Below are 23,216 nucleotides of genomic sequence, written 5' to 3' on the forward strand. Positions count from 1 at the left end.
GGTAATTACTACCAGACAGTATAGGTTAAAAAACAACCTTGATTGCCAATTTAAATGTCTGAATTGCCAATAAATTGTGGTAATTGCCAACTCATTGTGTTGATTGCCAACTTAATTGCGTATCTGTCAACGCTATCGATCAAGCGTAATTAGCCTGCGCAAAGTCCCAGTTAACCAGCGCCCAGAAAGCTTTCAGGTAATCGGGGCGGACATTACGGTAATCGATGTAGTAGGCATGCTCCCAGAGGTCACAGGTCAGCAGAGGCTTCTGGTCTGTGGTCAGAGGGTTGGCTGCGTTACTGGTGTTAACGATTTCAACAGAACCATCAGCATTTTTTACCAGCCAGGTCCAGGAAGAACCAAAGTTGTTAACGGCCATGTCATTGAATTTGGCAACAAATTCATCAAAGGAACCAAAAGCCTTGTTAATAGCTTCAGCCAGTTCACCGGCTGGTTGGCCGCCACCGTCAGGGCTTAGACAGTTCCAGTAGAAGGTGTGGTTCCAGGTTTGGGCTGCATTATTGAAAATACCGCCTTCTGAAGTTTTGATGATCTCTTCAAGGGTTTTGCTTTCCAGTTCGGTGCCTTTAACCAGGCCGTTGAGTTTCACAACGTAGGTGTTGTGATGCTTGCCATAGTGATAGTCCAGTGTTTCTTCGGAAATATGAGGAACGAGGGCATCGCGAGCGTATGGCAGTGCAGGCAATTCAAAAGCCATGTTAATCTCTCCACGTAATTTTGTATGAATAAGAATCAATTTTAATCTGAAGTTTCGTAGGGGCGATATTACCATCAGTATTCATACGAATCTATATAGGTATCTGGATGTTTTTTGAGAAAAGCATTTCATTTAACAATATTGAAAACAGTGTTTATTTTGAGCTGTGTCTCTTGGGACTGAAGAACCTTTCTTCTAAAATGGCGTGATTGATTCTGGATGGATAACCCATGAGAGATGATGACAAGAAAATAGAGGCTGTTCCTGAATTATCCATTTCGGCGGACGAGCGCCCGGAGCGCCGTCAGTCAAAAGGGACTGCCAGAAAGCCTGAAGCACCAAAGGCACAAGCGTCAAAGGAGCAAGCGTCAAAGGAGCAAGCGTCAACGGTAGCAAAGAAAGCTGGCACCGGTATGACCTGGTTTTTGCTGGTACTGGTAGCCGCTTTGGGAGGCACTGGTGCCTGGCAGTTTTATGAGATGCAGCAGGCGCTTGAGGATACCCGTGTACAGTTGCAACATGCCAGAGATAGCCTGAGTCAAGTAACGGGCGAGGTGTCAGCCACAGGAAAAAATCTGAATCAGAGCGATTCTTCTATTCGCTCTGAGCTGAAGGTTGTGAATTCCGAGATCCGCAAGCTTTGGGATATATCCAACAAGCGTAACCGGCAGTGGATTCTGATCAATAAGGATAATGTGGTGAAAGCCACTAAACAGGCGGATAGCGCAGCGACTGAGGCTGACAAGGCAAACAAGGCCATTACCGGCCTGAGCAAGGAACTAAAGGATGCCAACCAGAGTCTGAAGACTATGAATTCCGAACAGGTAGCTGCACAATCTGAAGTCACGATCAATCTTCAGGCACTGCGCAAGCAGTTGGAAGCATTACAGTCGCAGCTGGCACAGCAGAAAAAACAGAATGCTGAGCTGGAGCAGCGTATCAGGAATCAGTCTGAAGCCGTGAAATCTATGGACAACTTCCGTCAGCAGGTTAATCGTAAGATTCATCAGCTGGAAGAGACGGTTCGTGAGTTTACCCAGCCACCTGAACAGGGACTGGGGTTGGAATAGCGGAAGGTCTTCACCTGTAAAACAGAGGCCTTTCAGGATGAAAGGCCAATTTACGGACGCTTAGGACCGGCAGGGTTCTAAGCTTAAAATACGATAAAAGGATAGACGTAGGTAAGTAATGTCCAGAGTATATCGTTCTTTTATACGGCTGACTCCGGTCATGTTGTCACTGGTTTTAACAGGATGTTCCTGGTTGAACTGGTTCAGCGAAGACAAGTCTGACAGCCATCGCAAGGATGCCAGGGCAGAAGCCAGTAAGGGTTGGGATTACAGTCGGGAGTGGCAATTCTCCGGTCTGCCTGACTCCATCGCACATGTCTTTGCAAGTCCGGTGCAGCTGAGGGGGCAGTGTCACTTCTCCCCCCAAATGTTGCAGACGCTAAATGACCGAAGCCAGAAAGGGGTGCTTCTGCCAGTGCTTAAAGTGGCTCAACAGCACACACTGGCCCCGGATTTTGAAGCCAGTGTTCCTCTTTATAAATCCCTTGGTAATCACCTGAAGCTGGCACCGGCTGGCACCAGTCTGGAGTTTTTTCAGACATTGCTGGCCAGTGTGGAGCATGCCTGCCCAGAGAATGCGACCCGGAAGATTGATAGCTGTGTGCTAAAAGACTGGATCAGTATGGGAGGGCTGTTCGGCAGTGACAGCCTTTACGACTGGGATCGTTTAGACCAATGGGTGAAGTCCCATGATTCAGTGGGGTATCTTCTTATGTCGACTTCTGAGCTGTATAACGCTCCGGCCATGCTTCATACACGTTACTCTCCCTACGGTCGGGTGCTGACGAATGCGAATGAACCGGAGCGTTTAAAGGCTGTCAAACCTTATATCGGGGTATTGCAGCTGGACTGGGTTGCAACCGACTTTGTCAGTAAAAAACAGTTCAGGAGCCGTGGTTTCTGTCGTCTGGACTGGGGGGAAAGCGGGAAAAGTCTTTCTATCCCACAAAAGCAGGCTATTCAGGAAGCCCTGATGCCAGAATTCAGGCAATTTATGGAGAAGGCTCTGCAGAACCTGCCGATACGCAGGTAATGCCCTGAGTCTTTTGGTGCGTTGACATGGATGTTAATCAATCTTCGAGACCCCCGGAACCTTTTCGCCCGCCTCGTCCTTCGGATAGTCCGGGCGTTGTTCGTCATGGACCCTGGTCATTCAGCCCCGAACCAACCCTTCCCGGAGCCCGTTATGAGACCCCCGAGGTTTCATTGCGGGAGCGGCGAAGGATGCAGCCCCCCCAACGACTGGGTGAAGAACTTGATGCGATGATCAATCAGCTGAGTGTTGAGGCTGGTTATCTGGTGTCCTGTAAAGACCTTATCAGGGATAAACGGGATGTTGAGCAGGTGTTGCAGAGAACCGACCCCCTGCTGCAATTTATTCCAGAGCTGGGTGCCCGAATACATGCCTATTCCGTACAGCTGGCTTCAGGGCATGCCCCGGCGCTTGAGCCTGACTGGGATGGACGGGGGAAAATAGGGGCTGAAGCAGATCTTTGTCGGCTTCAGGGAAGTATTGAGGAGCTGAACAAGGCAATAGCTACTCGTGATAAAGTGTCTGATCTGGAGATCAACCGTCTTCTGCAACAAGTGTTCGATGCCTGTCAGGCATTTCGTCAAAGTGCAAGACAATTACTGGATGGTGTTAATGAGGCCTGCCACCCGGGCTCCCGGACATTGAGTGATCATCATGTCTCAACAGCCACTGAGCGACTGGAGCCAGATGTTGTCCGGGAAAGAACGGAAAGACGGACTCGTGCAGAAAATAAATTGACACAATACCTGCTGAGCCCCTCACGGCTTATTCACTGTTTTGGTCAGAATCTGAGCTGGCTGTGTCATGGCGCCTATCGGTTGGGGTGTTATGGGGTAGATAAGCTGGGCGATCTGCTTGATTTTGTTTTTGATCCTGTGGCTGGTGGCCGTGAGATGCTTGCCGGGCCTGAGGCTGAAGGCGCTGGTCAGGCTGGAATTGTTGAGGAAATGTTTGGCGCACCATTACGGGCTGAGACTCATCCTGGGGTTCAGGGGTTTAAACCAATACTGGGTAACAGGCGACGGCTGGAAAGATTGCCGGAAAGCCCTCGACCAACGGCGTCCATCGCAACTGAGGCTGTCCCGGAAGAATCCGGTTCAATACCTTTACCACCTGCTCCCAGAGGTCGCCGCACGACGTTTAACCGGCAGAAAGGACCGCTCCGGCACTTTTGCGCTGAAGCCCGGCGGGCTACGTTGGGGTGTCCTGCGCCAGTGTCATCAACCCTTCCATTGCCACTTAGTGGTAGCCAGTTATTGCTGGGAAAGATTACCTCTCTGTTTGAACAGCCGGCTCCTGACCTGGAAGGTTTTATAACCAGTGAGTTTTCAGAGCTTGAGCCGTTGCATGCCTTCCAGCTGATTCATCTACAGGAACTTACGACAACACTCAAATCGGATCAATTCGAGCAGTTCAGCCAGGCTCTGGAGGTTCAGAAGGAGCGACTGGTTAATATTGCTGCACATAAGGCTATTAAGGAAGCCCGGTCATTTGAGCACCTGTTTGCTGGCAAGATCAGGGCAGAAGACTATGACCCATGGCAGAGCGTTGATCTGGATCGGTATATTGCCAGAATAGAGGCGCATTTACAGGCAGAAGCGGAGCGAGTGAAGGTATCGTTTTATGACGCCCGTCAGCGGTATCAAGCGTCTGAAGGTAAGGACCTTCAGGCTTTGTTGCTGATGCGACAGTTTCAGATTCGTGGCGAAGAAATAGCAAGAAATTTGGCAAAAGAGGAAATTTGTCAGTCGTTACTGTTTTATGCTGGTGACCAGCTCGATGCTGGGGGAGTTGCTGTTCAGGCAGAAGCGGTAAGTGAACGTTTAACCCGGTTATATTTCGACGTAGATGCCAGTCGGGAACTACCTTCTGTTGATCGGGAAATTAACTTTCATACCAGCACGCTTAATCAATTGTCGCGTCATTTGCACAAGCTTGAACAAACGGGGTGTATTGATTCGAAAAATCCGGCATTTGACCATCTTGCACAAGCCCGGGCAGCTTTTGAGAAGGCCGTGGAGGGCGTGTGGGCCGAGTATGAGGGCATTGTTCACAGCGATACGGTGGCTTGCAGACAGAGAATTCTTCATATTGTTGAAGAGCAGCTGAACAAGTTCGCTGAGCTTGGCATTGAAGGAGCAGGGCAGAGTGACGATCTCCGGACTGTTCGTTTTTTGCTAAAGGAGGGCTGGTCTGATTATTCCTGGCTGCAATTGCATACTGCCATCAATGAGGCAGGCCCCTGGTTGAAAAAGCTACTCTACCGGGAGATGGGTACTGTTAAGGCGCAGGCATTGAATTATGCCGGTGAGATGAAAGAATTTTTCAAACAAACTTATGCTGCATTCCGGTGTACCAACGATGGTGAAATGCTGCTTGCCCTCAGGGAGACTCTGGTTAAATGGCAGCAATCACAACCTGCTTTTTATCAACTCTTTATTCAACACTATCCGGAGTTTCAGATTAATAAGATAGCCAGGATGGAGATTGGGGCATTAAGGAACCGGGTCAGAACCATTGCGGAAAAAGAGCAAAGTCGCTGCGATCAGGCGGAGTTATCTTATAAAATGCCAGAAGCCAGCCTGATGGCTATGGTTGTATCATTGCTTAAACACTGTTCTCGTGATGGGCTCGGGCATCAGGCTGATCTTCAAAACCTGTCAGATGAACATCAGCTACCTGTTATTCAATACAATCTTGACAAACTCTGCCAGGAACGGTCAGCTTCAGGCCAGCCAAAGTTTCCGTTATTAATTGAATTACAGCGGGCAGTTCTGCAGCCTGTTGAAACGTTGAATATTGACAGTTTGTGCCGTCAGGTGAAGCAGAGCCTGAACCGAACGACTTTGTCTGAAGGTGAATATCGTCAGCTATCGGCACTGTATTCACGCTTGCTTGATGATATTCACAGGCGTAATGAGGGTGAGTTGTTTCTGCTTGACGGGTTGCGTATATAGCGAACACTGATTCTAAATTTGCCTGTTATTGTAAATTTATCTCTTGAGCTAAAAACCACTCTTCACTCCCTTGCTAGCCTCAATAATTAGAGAACAAGCTATCTCACTCATAATGCAGTCTTTTTATGAGCATTAGCTATTGCAGTAAGAATTGCTTATTGCAAAGGTTGATCTTATCCGTCAGTTGTACCTTCCTGCTATCAAGATAGAAGTGCTTATTCCAATTTTTTGCTTACCGAGGTTAACAGGGCGAGTTGTAACGGAATATGAATTTACCCCCCAGAATGGATGGCTCTGAGCACAGTACAGGCGTTAGCCTCCCGGTTCATTTAGACTTGGGAAAAGATGAGCGTCCCAAAGTCATGCGGGTTGAACCTACCCACTACCTTCCTAAGCCAGCTTATGCCCGCTTTCCTCGAATGGAGCAGCCTTTCCCAGTGATGGGTAAGCGATCAGTTGAGTCTTTGGACGGTGTTACTCCTGTTTTTTCTCCAGCTTTGACCCCACCCAGTGAAGAGTACGGCAATCCTGCCTTGAAGCTGGCGGCACCTTTTTCACTTTTTCCCAAAACAGAAGGCGCGGTTCTGGGGGTTACAGAATATGAGGTACAGAGTGCCGGTGCCAGAAGGCTTGAGAAAATGGAGACAGTGGTAAAGCGTTTGCATAAAAGGCTCCAATTTCCCCTGCCCCCGCCTCTGGATAAGATGGATGTGCAATCTCTGACAAGAGAAACAATCCCTCTGGGAAGTGTTCAGCTGACGGTTGCAATGGCTAAGGTGATGTGGGAAACCATCGAGCAGCATGAGGCTGCGAAAAATGCACGGCTGGAGAGAGAGGGGAAGACTGTTGATGCCTTCTATCGAGCGATTCTTCGCAGTGCGGAACTGCAAGAACTCAGGGAAGATCTTGAAGCCGCTACTGAATTTTATTGCCGGAGAAGTCATATACCGGAAGGTTATATACCTTGCGAAAAGCCGTTTGTTATACCGGGAAGCCCTGAAATCGAGTCCGATCCGGGTTATATCTCTGAAGGGGAGCTATCGGAGAAACCTTCTGAGACTGAGACTTCTATCGCTTCCCAACCCTCAATGCCTCCCCCTCTTATTCCTTCCCGTGAAGATGAGCTACAGGAACAGCTGGAGGAAAGCCAGCAGGCTGTTGAACAGCTAAAGACTGAGGTGGAGCAGCTCTACAATCATCTTGAAGAAGAGCGGAGTCACGCTGAGGGCAACGAGCAAGCCATACAGCTTTTAAGCCAGGAGCTGGAAGCTAAAACACAGTTGCTGAATGAACGGGAGGCTGAACTTGAGACTTTAAAGGGTCAATGGGAGCAGCTGACAGCCAACAATCACCAATTGACGAATGAGAATGCCAGCTTGCTGGAACAGCAACAGCGCCAACAGACGTTGATTGAACAATTACAACAGACTGAAACTGACATCAGAACTGCTTTAGCTGAGACACTGGCCGCCAAAGCTAAGCTTGAGGAAACCATAGAGATACTGGAAAGGGAGTTTGCCAGTCAAAAAGACCTGTTTCTGCAAAAGAGTTCTGAGCTGGATCAGGAACAACAGCGTTCCCGTCAGGCAGAGGTTGAGGCAGCAGACCGCCTGCAGGAAGTCCATGATTTGCTGGAGGAATCTGCCAGTAGTAATGCTGAGTTGAAATCCCAGCTGGAACAGTTAACGCTGGCGGAGTCACACCTTAAGGGTCAGCTGGCTGAGGCGGAGCAACAGCTGGAGCAGGCTAAAAGTAAGTCGGAGGCAGAGTTATCAGCCGCTGCTGAAGCCTTTGAGATTAAACATAAAAAGACAAAAGACGAGCTATGGGAAGCAGGGCAGGCTCTTGAAACTCTGAAGAAAGAGAGAGATCAGGCCGTTGAGGATGTAATGAATGATTTATTCCAAATCCATGCAGAGCTGGAAACGAAAAATGAGCAAATAAGCTCGTTGGCAGAAGCGGCAGAAGCCAGTAAAGCTCTGGAGGCTTCATTGAATACTCAGCTTGAGGAACTCAATAGAACACTGCAAAGCGTGGAGAAGGATAAAGCGTCACTGGAAAGCAAAATTGAAGAACTGGAACTGAGTGTTGCAGAGAAAGAACAGCAACTGAATCTCCTGCATCTGGAGGCAGAAAATACCTCGAAGCTGACTCAGGATGAACAGCGTCAACTGGCCGAAGAACTGGAAAATTCAAAACAGCTGAATGATGAACTGCACAAGCAGCTAAGCACCTATAAGGAGGTTGAGGCAACACTCAAAGCACAGGCCGGTCAGGCTAACGAGGCTCTTGCTGAGAAAGAAGAGAGAGCCAGGCAGGCCATTATAGAAGCCCAGAATTTAAAATCAGAGCTGGAACAAAATCAGGAAAAACTGAATCAAGAGCAGCAGGAAGTTATCCGGTTAAAAGCGGCCAAACAGGCAATGGCCAGTTCTCAACAACAGGCTCTTAAGCGGATTGAAGCAGCACAAAAAGAAAGCAAACGACTCATTGATGAAGCCAATGCCCAAATCACTACACTCGAGGAACAGCTTTCAGGGAAAGATGACGAAATCGCTGACTGGAAGCGGCAGTTCGATGAAGCAGTGGCTGAACATGAGAGCCAGCTCAACACCTATCGTGATCAAATTACATCATGGCAATCGCTGGCCTCAGAAGCAGGACAACAAAATAATCTTTCTGATACTGAAAATAAATTGTTACAAAAACAATTATCCGATCTTCAGGCGGGGGAGGCGTTATTAAAAGAGCAGTTAACGGAATGGCAGACAAAACATCAGGCGCTGGAAAAACAGCACCATCTTCTTGTTGCTGCGGAATCGGAAAGCCAGTCTGCACTGGTCTCAAGTCAGGAAGCGCGGGCTAATGCTGAAACACTGGCCTCTGAAAGAGAAAGCGAGTTGCAGAAGCTGAAGTCAGACTATCAACAGTTAATTGATGATTCTGAAACAAAGCAGAAACAGCATGACAAAGTGCTCGGTGAGGCATTAGAAGAAAACGCAAGGGCATTGCAGGATCAGATAACGTCCTCTCAACAAACCATCAGCGAGCTTGAACGTCAGTTTGAAGCATCACAGGTATTATTATCCAACACTCAAAAGGCTCAACAAGAAGCACAGAGTCGTGCGGATGATTTTCAGGCCAGGCTTGAAGAAGAACAAGCCAGAAACCAGCAGGCCATCAGCCGGGAACAAACACTGTCTGATGATCTGGAGCGCCTGCAGACAGTCAGGGCTGAACTGGAGCAGAAGAAGTCTGAGGTTGAAAACAAAAGAGACGAATACCTCACCGAACTTGATAATAAAACAGAGCAGATCCAGAAGCTGGAAGTTCAGCTTGGAGAGCGCGAATTAGAGATAGCAACGCTTAGTGATGGAGATGAAGGTGTAAAAGTCCTTTCCGGTAAGGTGGCCCAGCTTCAGGAAGAGGTTCAAACCCTTACTGCGGATCGTGACCAGCAGGTTGATGCTGTAAGAAATACTCTGCAACAAAAACAACAGGCAGAGTTGGAACTGGAGCAGCTCAGGTTGCAGGGAAATGAGCTGGAGCAGAAACATCAGCATGCCATCAGGGAAGTTAAAGATCAGCTGGAACAGCGAGAGCAAAGCGTTAATGACCTTGATGCCGCACTGAATGAACTGACAATAGAAAAAGCAAAAGCAGACAACCTGATTAAAGCCGCTGAATCCGATTTACAGAGAGTCAATGATGAGCTGAAGCAGCAGCAAGTTATCAATACACAGTTGAAAGATCAGGCTGAAGGGTTCAAAAATGAAAAAGAAGAGCAGGTTAAAGAAGTTACAAAGCTTAAACAGGCTCAAAGTGAATTAACCAGAGAAAAGTTGGATTTAGAATCTCAAATTTCTGATTTGACGGAAAAAGCTGAAGAACTGACAGCGCTGCAAGTTGAGTATCAGGATGTTAAGAGCCAGCTAAACGAGAGCAATACAAAGCTGATTGAAAAAGTGGAAGGCTTTGGTGTTGAGAGGCATCGCTGGGATAGTGAACGCACTTCTCTTAATAGTCAACTTAGTGAGCTAAGGCTTCAATCAGCAATCGCTAAAGAAAGAATAGAGTATTTATCCGGGCAGTTTGAAGCTTCTAAAAATGATTACGAGGCATTAAAACAAGTTCATAAACAGACCGTCGACGACCTGGATAAACTAACGCCAGAGAACGAACGATTGAGGAATGAAGAAAAACGCCTCAGGAGGGAGTTGGATAATCTGCAAGAAAAAAGCTCAAAAGATTACGAAACACTTAAAAAGACACATGCCCGGGTAGCCACAGAGCTGACCACCAGAACGAATGAGCTTGAACAGAAAACCAGAGAGGTTAAACAGCTGAAAGAAGACATGAAAGGTTCTGCCAATAAAGCTGCCTTGCTTCAATCCCGGCTGGATAAAGAGTTACGTGCTGCTCAGCAAAGAGCAGAAACCGCTGAAGCTCAGGTGTTGTCAAAAGAAAATGACTTGATTGCAGGACAGCAGGCTCTGGCCCTGGTAAAAGAAGAAAAATCGATGGTTGAGAGTGATTTGCAGGTTGTCAGAGAGAAGGCTGAGAACTTGCGGCAAGAACTGGATCTGAAGCATGAGCAGCTGGGGCAGGAGCAGACAGAACTTTCAGATACTCTGAATAAACTGAAGAACACCGAAGCCCATGTTAAATCGTTGCAAGACAGCCATCAGCGGTTGGAGGCGGAGGAGCGTAAGACCAGAGAACAGCTTGGCGATACAGAGGCGCAAATTGTTGAACTGGAAAAACAGATTGCAGTTGAAAAGGGACTGGCTGAAACGGCATACCAGGACAGGGACCAGGCCTTCCAGAAGCGAGATGAAGCCATTCGTGAACAACAGGCTTTTTTACGATTTGGACGTCGAAGTAGCGCACTTGTTAAGGAAGGAGTTAAGGAAAGGAGTCAGGAAAAAGCTCAGGAAAGTGACTCCGATGATGATGTCAGCAGCACAGACTCTGGTTATTCTTATGGCCCTGGTTCCAGGGAGGGCATTGTTGAACCGCTTGGGGTTAAACAACTGGTTCAGGAGCTTCAGAGCTTTCAGGTCAACAACTCTGAGTATGTAGTACCGCAAGGGGATGAAGATCAGATAAAGACAGCGTTATTCAAGGCGGGTGCCGCACTTGAGGAAGAAAAAGAAAACATAGAAAAGAACAGCAGGGTTTATCACTATAAGTCCGGTGAGCCTCCCAGTCAGTCCGAAAAACGCAAGCAGATTATTCAGGCACTTAAGACTTGCGGTGACAGCGTTAAGAGAGTCAGAGACAAATATAAAACGGACGAACAAGGGTCTGGCTCCCGTAAAGCAATACAAAAATACCTGGATAGGATTGATGCCAGTACGGCACTCTTTGAAGCCGAGCAGAAAGCTTTTGAAAGTGCCCGGACGCTTATCAGAGAGCATAGTTTTGATGAAGGTACCAAGCCTTTTGATAGTCTGGTTCAGACGAGTTCCAGCAATCCTCATGACCTGGTAACCAGGGTTCTGGTTAAACTGCGCTACCTGCAACAAAACCCTTCCGGCTCACCCATTCAAGAGGAACTGGACGGCTACACGGCAGCATTTCTGGCAACGTCGGCCTGTGCAACCCTGAAGCTTCAGTTTCAGGAGAGCGTGCGAGAACTGGAAGGGCAGAGTGATCCCACGCTGAAAAGCCTGTTAGCTTACAAGGAGGCTTTGCAAAGGATGTTGCCAGGGCGGCTGCCTCTGGAGTTGGCAGACGCTATTTCTCCCAATTCCCGTCATTACATGGAAAAGCAGATTGCCGGTGCAATGGCCGCTATTGAGAGCGCTGCTGAAGGTGATCGTGGAGGCGATACGAATGATTTTGCCCCTACTTACCCTCAGGCTCCTCTCGATGCTCTTGATCCTCTTGATGCTATTGATCCAAGAGGCGAATCTGGCAAGCGGCTGGCTTTGTCACTGTTGGATAATCCGGAGTTTGCCCGGGATGTCCTGTCATTTCTGGCGAGTGTCCGTAAAGAACATTCGGGCATTGAGAAACCCTGGTACAACTACACAGCGGCATCCACCGCCTGGCTCAGGGATATGCGTCGGAAACATGGCCTGATTGATATGCCGACCTTCAGCGAGTTGTACGAGGCCTGCCAGTTTGACCTGAAGTCCAGAAATGCTTCAAGGCTGGTGACTGCCAGGGTCACGTCTAATGAAGGTGACTTTTCCAGTAAGAAGCAGGGTTCTAAACGAGAAAAACTGGTTAATCAGGTGAAAGGCTGTCTGGACGAAGAACAAAAACTGATCGGTACGGCTGAGGCGTTTCGCGGACAGCCCAACAATGGCAATGAGCTGATCGTTCACCCTCATCGACAGGTGCTTGACAGTTTCAAAAAGGGTACGGATCAACAGTTGCTGGACAGCTCTGCGGTGTCCAGAGTCGATGGCAGTTACCGTATTACTGACCTTGGGAAAAATACTAACGCACTGTTTAATACCTTTTTTGATGGTGCCGGAAAGGCCAGTGTTAAGCAGAGTGTCATCACCGGTACCCGCTATTTGCAGCTGCAGAATAGCAAGTGCGTTCCCCCCCTGGTCTTTGAGGAAAAACGTGATCAATGGAAAGTCTCAATGGCGGGTGCTGTCTGGACAGTTGACCCTGCGCTTTTGCTGGATCATCCGGGGCTGGTAGTGCCTTTTGAAAACCGTTCAGGAAAGCCCCCGGTACAAAGGGACTGGATTCCTGTTCGGGATGACCAGGGCAATACCGGCATTCTGCTGCTGCAAAAAACCAGGAGTAACCCGCAATATTTCCTTTATGAAGTGGATGCTTCTGGCCAGCTGGTACCACGGACTATCAGTGACCAGCCGGTTGCAGAGCTGCAACAGGCACGCTTTTTATCAGAATTCGCAACACTTAAAGCGGACAATAAAGCGCAGGTTGTGGTTGAAAAACAGCCTCTGGTTCAGGCGATTCTGGGCAGCAAGCGCAAATGGTTACCAGTGAATTGTGAAGCTCAGGCGCATCAGCTGTATCTGCATTCTCTTACTGGCAATCCTGTCAGGGCACCTGTTGAAACGGTTGATGCTTCTGATGATCTCCAGTTTTTATCGGTGACGCTTAATCCCCTGAGAAGTATCATCAAAACCAAACGGGAAGAGCGGCATAAAAGTTCCACAACGCTTACAGAGTACAACCCTGAACATTACGCTTCATTCAATGTTGATGCGACCTTCAATATTGCCGGTGACGCTTTTACCAGTACCAGTCAGGCTCGTCTGAGGCACGACAGTGACCCGGTGTTAAAGGAGCTGGCAGCCGAGCAGGCAAGGTTTCGTAAGGAGGTGTTCAAACCCCTTTATGTGTTCGAAGGGTGCGAGCTTAGGCCCCAGCTGATTCCTGCTTCTATGGATGGAGAACCGCCCGAAGGGTCTCCGGTATTTGTTTTACGACGACTCGACCATGTCATGACCGTGAATCGGGAACACTGCACTCGCCTTACTGAGCAGATGGCAGTTTTGCGCCAGCAGATTGTTCAGCAGGTGTCCAGTGCAGACAGGGAGCTATTCAGTCGCTATTCAGAGCGACAGATTCTGAACCAGGTAATGGCTGATTTTGAGCGTGGCCGGTTACCCGCTCACTGTAGGGATGATCAGTTTATTAACCTTGTTGCCAATCTTATGCTGGCTGAAAACGACCTTGCTCAGACTCAGCAGATTCTTTCCCGGCAGGGAGGCGTGAAGCGTGATCTGCAACAGCTGGCAGCGGATGCGCCAATGATGATTGATGAAAAAGGGGGAGATCGTGCCGCCTATGCGGACCGGTGCCGGAAGATGAATCTGGACCTGGCTGATTGCGCCACAGCGCAGGAGAATATCCATCGTTCACTGGAAAGCTATGCTGGTGTTCCTTTAACGACGGATGTGCTGGCAAAACTGTCCTTTGAGCGACGGGCCCGCACCGTGTTAAGGGCGAACCAGATTGAAGAAGTGAATGCTGCACTACAGCAGTTAACCGACTGCATGGACGACGATGCTGATGACAAGACCATGTCGAGGGTATCCCATAAGGGAACAGGATGGGGTAAGTCGACCATTCTCAAGATTCTCACAGCCCATGCTGCGGAACTGGCAGAGGGGCAGAACGATTGCAGCGTGGTGGTTTGCGCTCCGGTGACTAATCAGGCAGAGCTGGATATTGACCTGTCCCGTTTTTATGCCGCTAAAGGCAAGGTCTATCGCAGACTGGATCTTGAAAAGGATTTTGTCAAACCGGGGCAGGCATGGTGGACAGAAGAGACCCTTAGAAAAATAGAAAATATTGTGCTGGGTGTTGCCCCGGAAGTGCCTGAGAACCAGCGTCAGACAGTACTTCGGCAGCAGGGGCAGGCACCGGTTGGAGTATCGGTAAAAGATGTCCAGATTTTGAAGCATCTGTTAAATGCGCTTGAGTCAAAAGACAGTCTCCAACCCGATGAACAGAAAGTTGTGGATCGGCTTCATTCGATTTTTGGGGTACTGGCCAGGTCACCCACCTTTATTGATGAATGGGTCAGTCTGGTTGTGCCCTACAGAACCACAGACCCGAAGAGTGTACTGGAAGCCACGCAACAGGCGGTCAGTGCCTTGCCCCACTATCAACTGACAATGGACGATATCATCCGCAGCCACGATGAATATGTGATGAGCTGTAGCCGCAGGCACCTGCTGTGTGCAACCCCCGGCACGAATTATGCCCAGGCTGTCGTAGCAAAAGCTGACAAGGCGGAAGATATCAAGGAACTGGCCCATACTGATCCTTTTACCACGCAGCAGCGATTTAATTTCTGGATGAGTGAGGCAGAACCCATTTTCATCACGGCTCCGGCCACTGACAATCGCCCCGAGCTGCTCAGACAGGTTGTGAGCAAGGTTGGCACCGGCCGGTCAGTGTTGTTTTTTGATGGCACAGAGTCTGGCGATAAGACCGTTGAGAAAGCTAAAGCTCTTTATGAAGACCTGAAAACTGCCAGAAAGGAGTACGCTCCGAAGCAGGCGCAAAAAGCCAGAGGTATGGTGTTTTACAACAAACAAAAGGAGATGCAGCAATACCTGGAAGATGACCCCCGCTATGGTCAGGAATCCGGAGCGACCGTATTGCCTGAAGAGGAAGCCCTGATGCGTCAGGAGGGGGGCACTGGCATTGATGTGTACTTTACGCTGGAGCAATCTGAAGGAACGGATGCCCCGCAAAAAGGTCCGGATGGCGACACGGCGGGTTCGGTGGGCGTCTGTTTAGGGCTGGTTGAGCAGGGTAAAGAGGGTAGGGCTGATGCAGCCGCTCAGCAGTTAGGGCGTTTAATGCGGCGTTCGACACCAAGAAATCTGCAAAAACTGTTTGTGGTTGTGGATATGAAAGCCGTGGCTGACATCTGTTCAGACTCTCCGCAGAAAGAGAAGCTGCTGGCTCTGTCCTCAGAGCTGGAAGCGGCAAAGGCGAAAGTGGCTGGTCATACCGGTACTCGTCAGGAAAAGCTGAGCAGCCTGCAAAGAAAGCTGGTTAATCAGCCACTGGGTGTTGAGGATAATATTGACGATGAAAAGCAGATCAGAAAGGCGAATAAAGATACACCTGATCTTATACCAGCGGCTTTAGATGACCGGCTTGAGAAACGCATGCAGGAGCAGTTACACCAGTTAACGACGCTGGAGTGGTCACAATTCGGTATTTGTGGTCAATTTGCTGAAGACCTTGCCCAGCTGAAACAACTGGAATGGAAGGCAAAGAAAGCCTGGGTGGAGCTGGCGTTCGTGGAAATGGCAAAACGTGAACAGAATGACGACACCCGGCATTATGAGGCGTTGCTGGAACAGGCTCAGGTTCGTAGTCATGTAAACGGTCAGCTGGAAAAAGAGCATCAATGGCTTCAGAAGGGTTGTGATGGCGTTTGTCAGAACCTGACCTTCAGTGAAGACGTTAACAAACAGCTTGGCAGTGAACGACAGAGAACAATGATTCTTCAGTCATTCCGGGATACAACGGAAGCTTTGATGCAGCAGAGCCCCCGGCGTATTGCAGATAAGCTGGTGGATAAATTAGAAGTAAAAGCGTTGGTTAAACCTGATTTTGCTAAACAGCAGATTGAGCGATGTGCCGGGGAAATTGTCGCCAAAGGGCTTGAGCAGGTGGTGACAGACCCTTTAAAAGCGGTACGGAAAGAGTTATATGAAAAAGCGATTCAGGCCAGAGAGGTTCTGGTGCAGAGAGTCAGAGAGCTTGAGTCACATATACTGGAAGCGGATAAGTCCGTTGCTGCAACATCAGGCTCTTATATCCGCAACCTCAAAGGGCTGACAAAAGTACGCGAACAGGCACAACAGGAAATAGCCGCTTTCCAGTCCGTTCTGGATAAGCAGGACCAACCCTCAGAAAAGCTGGATGATATGTCCATTGCACTCAGGGAAGACATAAGAAGGCGTTATGAGCAAATGATGGATGCCCTGACCAATGTCTCTTTTACAAACTATATTAACCAGCCTTTAAAAGACTCCATTTTGAAGAAGGTCAAAAACACCTGTGCAAAATTTGTGACTAACTCAACCCACAAGTTGGATTTCTACCACACCAACCTGGAGCGGGAAGAGAAGAGAAGAAGAGAGGTCGGTGTCAAGGAAGAAGCTGCGAAGGCAGGCGCTGGCAAAAAAACGAAAAAATCCTCGCCCACAAAGCGAAAAGGAACCGATGTCTCACCGGTTAAACCTGCGCCTCAGGTTGAAAGCGTTTATCTGATTACATGGAAAAAAACAGCCGTTGCAGGGAGCCATAGTGAAACCAGGGTGTTTGATAATAACTATGAATTTTCCGGCATGCTGTTTGGTGATTTTCAGGCACAACCTGAAAAGTCCTCAAAAGGCCGGCCGGCATCAAGGCAAAGCAAACTACCAAAGTCTTCTGCTCTTAACCATGGCTCGAGGACAAGGTTTTTCAGTACGCCGGATTTAAGAGGTACCGCCGACCCGGAAAAAAAAGTGAATGAGCTGATCAGTACCGCAAGAAGTTTGAAAGAGGAGCAGAGAGACGATGAAGCCATAAGACAATTTTGTGGTAACCCCGAGAGTCCGGTTTTCAGGCAATGCCTTGATGAATGGAAAGAGCAGGCTCTGAGTGAAATGAACGCTTTCTACAGGGGTCGCCAGGAAGAGTCAGAAGCAGAAGTGGATTTCATGACGCGACAGGCGAACATGATGCAACAGTATACCGTTAAAACGCAGTAAAGGAGTGAGCAGGGATGTCACTGATACCTAAAGGCAAGGAACGCCGAACCATCAAACGACACCAGTTAAATGAATATTTGCGGGTTTATAACCGCAATACCATGAGAGCGATGGGCAGTATTGGCAATATCAGCAGTAACGGACTGATGTTGATCAGCACTGTACCCGTTTTAATCGGTGCGGTTTACAGCATGCGCATTATTCTTCCGGGTGATCATAAGCCGGTCGATTTTGAAGCCCGGTGCCACTGGTGTAAACCCGATGTAGGGCCGGAGTTTTTTGACTCCGGCTACAGCATTGTCAATGCCGACGATGATATTATTGATCTGGTTGAATCCCTGAAAGCGTTTTTTACTTTTCAGGAAATAGATTGACGCCCGGGAGCCTTTCGGACTTTCGGGTGTCATAACGTCGAAACTCTGGATCTGTTACTTCATGTCTCAGGATTACGCTGTACCTGCCCTGGCGGTTGGCGATTTTATTGAAGTGGAAACTGAAATAAAGCGCAGTCGTTTTATCTGTTTTCTTGCCCGTGTTACCTCCCGCAACGAAGCGTTGTTGTTTCAATCCAGTCTGAGACAACGTTTCCCGGATGCTACTCATCACTGCCTCGCTTTTATCGCCGGCCCTCCGGAGGGTAATACGGTGGTGGGGTTTGATGACGATGGGGAGCCGGGTGGCACTGCCGGGAAGCCGATGCTGAACGTGCTTCAGCATAAAGGCATTGGTGAACTGTGTGCGGTTGTCGTACGTTATTTTGGCGGCGTTAAACTGGGGGCCGGTGGCCTGGTCAGAGCCTATGGCGCTTCGGTTCAGGCGGCTGTTGATGCCTTGCCGGTTGAACAGCGGGTGGCGATGAAAACGGGTATAGTGGCCATTGATTACGCTTCTGAACAGTCTGTCAGGCACTTGCTTGAAGGTTATAGTGGTGAAGTGACTGGTCATCACTACTCTGAAGTAGTCGAATTGCATATCTCGCTGCCGTTGGCTGAACATCAGTCATTTGGCCTGCGGGTTCTGGAGGTCTGTAAAGGACAGGCCAAAATACACTGGTCAGACGAATAACCCGGACAATTTATGCTAAAAAGTTTTCTCTGGTTCGATTTTGAAACCGTGGGCACCAATCCCGCCACCGACTGGCCATCGCAGTTTGCGGCTATTCGTACCGATGCTGAACTCAATGAGATTGGTGAGCCGGTCAACCTTTTCTGCAAGTTGCCGGATGATCATCTGCCTAACCCCATGGCGGCGCTGGTTACAGGCTTAACGCCCCAGGCCGTCAATGCCAGAGGCCTGGCTGAACCGGAGTTTATCCAGCGGATTCTTGATGAGTTGATGGTTCCCGGCACCTGCGCGGCAGGTTATAACTCCATCCGCTTTGATGATGAAGTCATCAGGAACAGTCTCTATCGTAATTTCCATGACCCCTACCTTCGGGAAAGAGCCAATGGCAATAGCCGCTGGGATTTGATTGACCTGGTGCGTATGACAGGGGCGTTACGGCCTGATGGCATCCATTGGCCCAAGCGGGAAGATGGCTTCAACAGCTATAAACTGGAAGAACTGACCAGAGCTAATGGCATTGAGCACGGAGCTGCCCACGATGCGCTGTCTGATGTCCGTGCCACTATCGCCCTGGCCCGGTTGATTCGGGAAAAACAGCCTAAGTTATTTCAGTTTTATCTGGATCATCGCTTCAAAGACAAGGCCGGAGCTTTGCTGGGCCTCCATACAAAGCAGCCGGTTGTTCACGTTTCCGGCATGTTTGGGTTGGCAAAACAGTGTCTGGCCGTCGTACTGCCTCTGGTTGAGCACCCCCGGAACCGGAACCAGGTGTTTGTGTATGATCTGAGTGTTGATCCAGCGCCCTTGCTGGCAATGTCTGTGGAAGAGATTCAGGACAACCTGTTTACCCCAAGGCAGGAAGGGGAAACACGGGAGCGCATTCCGCTGAAAGGTGTCAGTCTTAATAAATGTCCGGCACTGGCGCCTCTGAAGGTATTGAGAGCAGAAGATCAGGCAAGGCTCAATATCGATCTTGACACCTGCTTTCGTCATCGGGAAATGCTACTGAACAGCCCGGAACTTGCTGAAAAGGTACAGGCTGTCTTTGCCGGTTCGCCCGGTAAAGAGACTCAGGACCCTGATCAAATGCTGTACTCGGGTGGCTTTTTTTCCTGGGCGGATAAGCGCCTGATGGAACGGATTCCAGAGGCGACCCCGGAGTCACTTGGGAATTTGCACTTATCGTTTGAAGACGGTCGTCTTGATGAAATGCTGTTCAGGTATCGTGGGCGTCATTACCCTGAAACACTGGATCAGGAAGAGTCTCTCCGGTGGCATGAGTTTCGACGCCAGAGATTATCCGGCCAGGACTCCGCTGTACTTGGGTTTAGCCAGTTCTGGAGCGATCTGGACAGTGCGAAGCAGGGGGCTTCGGCTGATGCGCTTAAGTTACTTGATCAGTTGGCCGCTTACGCTGACCAACTGCAAGCCGGTTTAGTTCGTTAATGCTGTGCGAGCCAGTGCCTGATTGAAATGCTCTGCCAGACGGCCGTAGATGACTGGCTTTTCGATGTAATCGATGGCACCGGCTTTAATGGCTGCTACGGCGCTGGACACATCGCTGTGTTCACCCAGAATGATGACCGGGATATCGTGGTGACAGGTGTCCAGTGCTTCTGCCAGAGTCAATGCCTGGCCAACAGGCACGTTGTCTGCTGCAACGATACAGGCAGGTACCTGACCATCTACAGCGCGCAGCAGCTCTGGTCCGGAATCAAAGCATTCAAGCATCATGGATTTTTCATCACACAGACTGCGGATGGTATCGGTAATGCTGGTATCTTTTTCAAGAAGATACACAATTGCTTGTTTAGCCAGATTCATATGGGCGGCCTTGATGATTTAATAGGGCGTTAGACCCTGCTGTTCTAAAAGTAGTCTCTTTCTAAAAAACTATAACCTTTAGTTGCAGGACTTGATAACCAGGCGATGTGGCGGGTTATCACGAAGACTGAAAGAAGTTTAGATTTAGAGTCTGAATTGCTGAATGGAGGGATTTACTAGACGTTGTACGGGGAGTACTTAAAGCTTTGGTTCCGGTTTCGTGACGAATTACAAAGGGGGGTTACTGGCTGGTTCTGATGGTAGAAAGCCGTCGATGGTCTGGTATCGAGCCGAAATTGAAACGATAGTACTTCCGTTTCGCTCGCAGCGATAACCTCAGGCAGAGTGTTTTGGCTTTTAATTTACACTCTGCCCCGGTTTAAGTCTCGAGAACTACTTAACTTTTAAAGTTAAATTTTAAAGTTAAATTCACCTTCCAGGTGATCTTTAACCTGCATCACCTGACGCACCAGGTGAGCCAGGGATTTAGTGCCCATTTTTTCCATTACCCGCGAACGGTGGATTTCTACAGTACGCTGGCTCAGGTTGATATCGGCAGCAATCACCTTGTTGGCTTTGCCTTCTACAACGTGATGCAGTACTTCGCGTTCACGGTCGGTCAGGGTAGACAGACGACGCAGGATTTCTTTGTGCTCAAGCAGTTCGCGACGCTGTTGGGTATCCAGTTTCAGGGCGTCGTTGATCAGGTCCAGCAGTTCCTGATCGCGGAATGGTTTCTGGATGAAGTTCATGGCACCGTCTTTGATAGCCTGAACAGCCATCGGTACATCGCCGTGGCCGGTGATGAAGATGATTGGCAGAATGCAGTGCATTTCGTTCAGTTTGTTCTGAAGCTCCAGGCCGCTCATGCCCGGCATGCGAATGTCCAGTACAATGCAACCCGGACGGTTTTCATCGTAGCTCTCCAGAAATTCTGCCGGAGAGGAAAACGCTTCAACAGCCTGACCAACAGACTTCATCAACATTTTCAGCGAGTCACGCACAGCTTCGTCATCATCGATGATGAAAACGGTGGGTTCCTGCTTCATGTCCTGTTGCTGCATAATGACTCCACTGAGTACAAGTTATCGTAATAAAAGGGGGTGACAGTTTATCGCCGTCTGGCTGGAAATTTCAGCTTACTTTCCAAGCCACGATTCCCATGCCATGATGTTGCCTTAGGCCATGTCTTCATTTTCATGATCAGGCGCAGGCAGTAATTCGGGTTCACAGTTGGGTAAGGCATAACGAACACAGAACCACTTCATACTTCTGTTCATCTCAGGCACTAGGTACTTTGCGTATGCTTATTTGATCGAGCTACAGTAGTGTGTAGTCGTTGTATGAAAAGCGGACGCAAATAGACGCTTAACGGCTGTGGAATTCGATCACAGTTTAGCAGAGGATTTCGACATTGCGGAGTATGAGCCGATGTGATTTCTCTACTCGTTACTATCGTGCATCTTACTATTAAGAATGAGCAGTGGTTACGTTCCGTGAATTTTGGTTATTTCGTTTTTGATCTTACCTTATGTGGTTTACGCAATATTAGACGAATGGGGTGAGGTTTAAATCAGTGGATGTGCGACTGGGGGTGTGAAGCTTACTTAGTTTGTCATGTTGTAGCTTGGTTAAAAACCGAAAAGCCCGCGTTCATAAACCTGAATGCGGGCTTTTCGAATGTACCTAAACCATATAAGCGACGTTAGTCTTTTATGCCAGCTTGCTGCTCAGGTCCAGTGGTGCGACCATGTTTTCCGGCTTCAGAATTTCTGCCAGTTGCTCATCAGTCAGCAGGCCTTCTTCCTTCACCAGGTCAACAACACGACGACCGGTACGCATTGCGGTGGTGGCAATGCGGCTGGAGTTCTCGTAGCCCAGGTATGGGTTCAGTGCCGTTACCAGGCCCACAGAGTTGTCGACGTAACCCTGGCAGATGTCAGCGTTGGCGGTGATGCCTTTAACGCAACGGTCAGTCAGCATGAACATGCCGTTGGTCAGTTGCTGGATGGATTCCAGAATCTTGTAAACCAGAACTGGCTCCGCATAGTTCAGCTGCAGTTGAGCCGCTTCAGAGGCCATGGTGACCACCATGTCGTTACCGATGACGTGGAACGCGATCTGGCTCATGCACTCCGGGATTACCGGGTTCACTTTGCCTGGCATGATGGATGAGCCTGGCTGCATCTCCGGCAGGTTGATTTCGTTCAGGCCACACAGAGGGCCGGAAGAGAGCAGGCGCAGATCGTTACTCATCTTGGACAGTTTTACTGCCATACGCTTCAGGGCGCCGGAAAAGATCACGAAAGCGCCCATGTCGGAAGTCGCTTCCACCAGGTCGCCTGCCAGGATCATGTTCTGGCCGGAGATATCAGACAGGTGTTTAACAGCCAGAGGTGCGTAGCGACTGTCAGCAGTGATGCCAGTACCAATCGCGGTACCGCCCAGGTTGATTTCGCACAGCAGTTTGGCCATATCCCTGACACGGTCAATGTCTTCACCAATGGTGGTGGCAAAAGCCTTGAATTCCTGACCCAGGGTCATTGGAACAGCGTCCTGCAGCTGGGTGCGACCCATCTTCAGGATGTCCTTGAACTCTTCTGCTTTCTGTATACAGGCATTTTTCAGGCTTTGGGCAGCAATGATCAGTTCGCTGTGCTTTAACACCATAGCCAGTCGCATGGCGGTCGGGTAGACATCGTTAGTGGACTGGGCCATGTTAACGTGGGTGTTCGGATGCAGGTGTTCGTACTGGCCGCGACGGTAGCCCATCAGCTCCAGCGCACGGTTGGCGATGACTTCGTTGGCGTTCATGTTGGTGGAAGTACCTGCGCCACCCTGAATCATGTCTACACGGAACTGGTCGTGCAGTTTGCCTGCGATGATTTCATCACAGGCGTCGGCAATAGCGTCAGCCTTGGCTGCATCCAGCATACCCACATCACGGTTAGCCAGAGCACAGGCTTTCTTTACCATCGCCAGAGCGGTTGGTACGTTGCTGTAGTGGCTCAGTTCGACACCGGAAATATTAAAGTTTTCCATGGCGCGCTGAGTTTGAATGCCGTAGTAGGCCGCATTCGGTACTTTGGCATCGCCCAGCAGGTCGTGTTCAGTACGATACTCGTTCAGTTCAGTAGTATCCAGTGCCATCTTGGTCATCACCGTGAGGGTTGAAGGTCGGCAATAGTGAATCGTGCAGTCAGTCTTAGTTTGGGCTAAGTTATGCTGCGTTTGATCCGTGCGTTTGATGTGGTTAGTCTCTGCCTCTATAGAACTTGCAGCAATAAGAAAATCTACTTAACTCACAGCTGATTACTTCGTTGA

11 protein-coding genes are annotated in these 23,216 nt (G+C 49.2%); 7 read left to right on the forward strand and 4 right to left on the reverse strand.

Going from position 1 to position 23,216, the window contains the following annotated elements; translation table 11 throughout:
• Positions 1-139: 139 nt before the first annotated feature.
• Entirely contained in the window at positions 140-718 is a 579-nt protein-coding gene (sodB, locus tag NX720_RS20450) for a superoxide dismutase [Fe] (RefSeq protein WP_262597112.1), read from the reverse strand.
• Between the two features lie 230 nt (positions 719-948).
• Here sodB and NX720_RS20455 point away from each other — a divergent pair, with 230 nt between their 5' ends.
• From NX720_RS20455 to sbcB, 7 genes are all read left to right on the forward strand, one after another.
• On the forward strand, positions 949-1,788 hold the full coding sequence (locus NX720_RS20455; protein WP_262597114.1) for a coiled-coil domain-containing protein: 840 nt from the start codon (positions 949-951) through the stop codon (positions 1,786-1,788).
• Positions 1,789-1,906: 118 nt separating this feature from the next.
• A complete protein-coding gene (locus NX720_RS20460) occupies positions 1,907-2,821 on the forward strand; it encodes a hypothetical protein (protein ID WP_262597116.1) in 915 nt (304 codons plus the stop codon).
• Positions 2,822-3,012: 191 nt separating this feature from the next.
• Positions 3,013-5,778 carry a hypothetical protein gene (locus NX720_RS20465; protein WP_262597117.1) on the forward strand — a complete coding sequence of 922 codons (2,766 nt, stop codon included), beginning with the start codon at positions 3,013-3,015 and terminating at the stop codon, positions 5,776-5,778.
• A 266-nt stretch (positions 5,779-6,044) separates the two neighbouring features.
• Positions 6,045-17,003, forward strand: coding sequence for a hypothetical protein (locus NX720_RS20470; RefSeq protein WP_262597119.1), 10,959 nt, complete (start codon positions 6,045-6,047; stop codon positions 17,001-17,003).
• A 14-nt stretch (positions 17,004-17,017) separates the two neighbouring features.
• Entirely contained in the window at positions 17,018-17,377 is a 360-nt protein-coding gene (locus tag NX720_RS20475; protein WP_262597122.1) for a PilZ domain-containing protein, read from the forward strand.
• Positions 17,378-17,438: 61 nt separating this feature from the next.
• A complete protein-coding gene (locus NX720_RS20480; protein ID WP_262597123.1) occupies positions 17,439-18,068 on the forward strand; it encodes a YigZ family protein in 630 nt (209 codons plus the stop codon).
• A 12-nt stretch (positions 18,069-18,080) separates the two neighbouring features.
• A complete protein-coding gene (gene sbcB / locus NX720_RS20485) occupies positions 18,081-19,514 on the forward strand; it encodes an exodeoxyribonuclease I (protein ID WP_262597125.1) in 1,434 nt (477 codons plus the stop codon).
• On the opposite strand, the gene NX720_RS20490 is transcribed toward sbcB, so the two are convergent.
• The 3 genes from NX720_RS20490 to aspA all read right to left on the reverse strand — a co-directional run bounded on the left by NX720_RS20490 (position 19,503) and on the right by aspA (position 23,051).
• Positions 19,503-19,892 (reverse strand): response regulator, encoded by a 390-nt coding sequence (locus tag NX720_RS20490; RefSeq protein WP_262597127.1) that lies wholly within the window; start codon positions 19,890-19,892, stop codon positions 19,503-19,505. The genes sbcB and NX720_RS20490 overlap by 12 nt on opposite strands.
• Before the next feature lie 410 nt (positions 19,893-20,302).
• Positions 20,303-20,956: a response regulator transcription factor gene (locus NX720_RS20495; protein WP_034876826.1), complete on the reverse strand. Its 654-nt coding sequence runs from the start codon at positions 20,954-20,956 to the stop codon at positions 20,303-20,305.
• A gap of 649 nt (positions 20,957-21,605) precedes the next feature.
• A complete protein-coding gene (gene aspA, locus NX720_RS20500; protein WP_262597130.1) occupies positions 21,606-23,051 on the reverse strand; it encodes an aspartate ammonia-lyase in 1,446 nt (481 codons plus the stop codon).
• Positions 23,052-23,216: the final 165 nt, after the last annotated feature.

Source organism: Endozoicomonas euniceicola, assembly GCF_025562755.1.
GTDB lineage: Bacteria > Pseudomonadota > Gammaproteobacteria > Pseudomonadales > Endozoicomonadaceae > Endozoicomonas_A > Endozoicomonas_A euniceicola.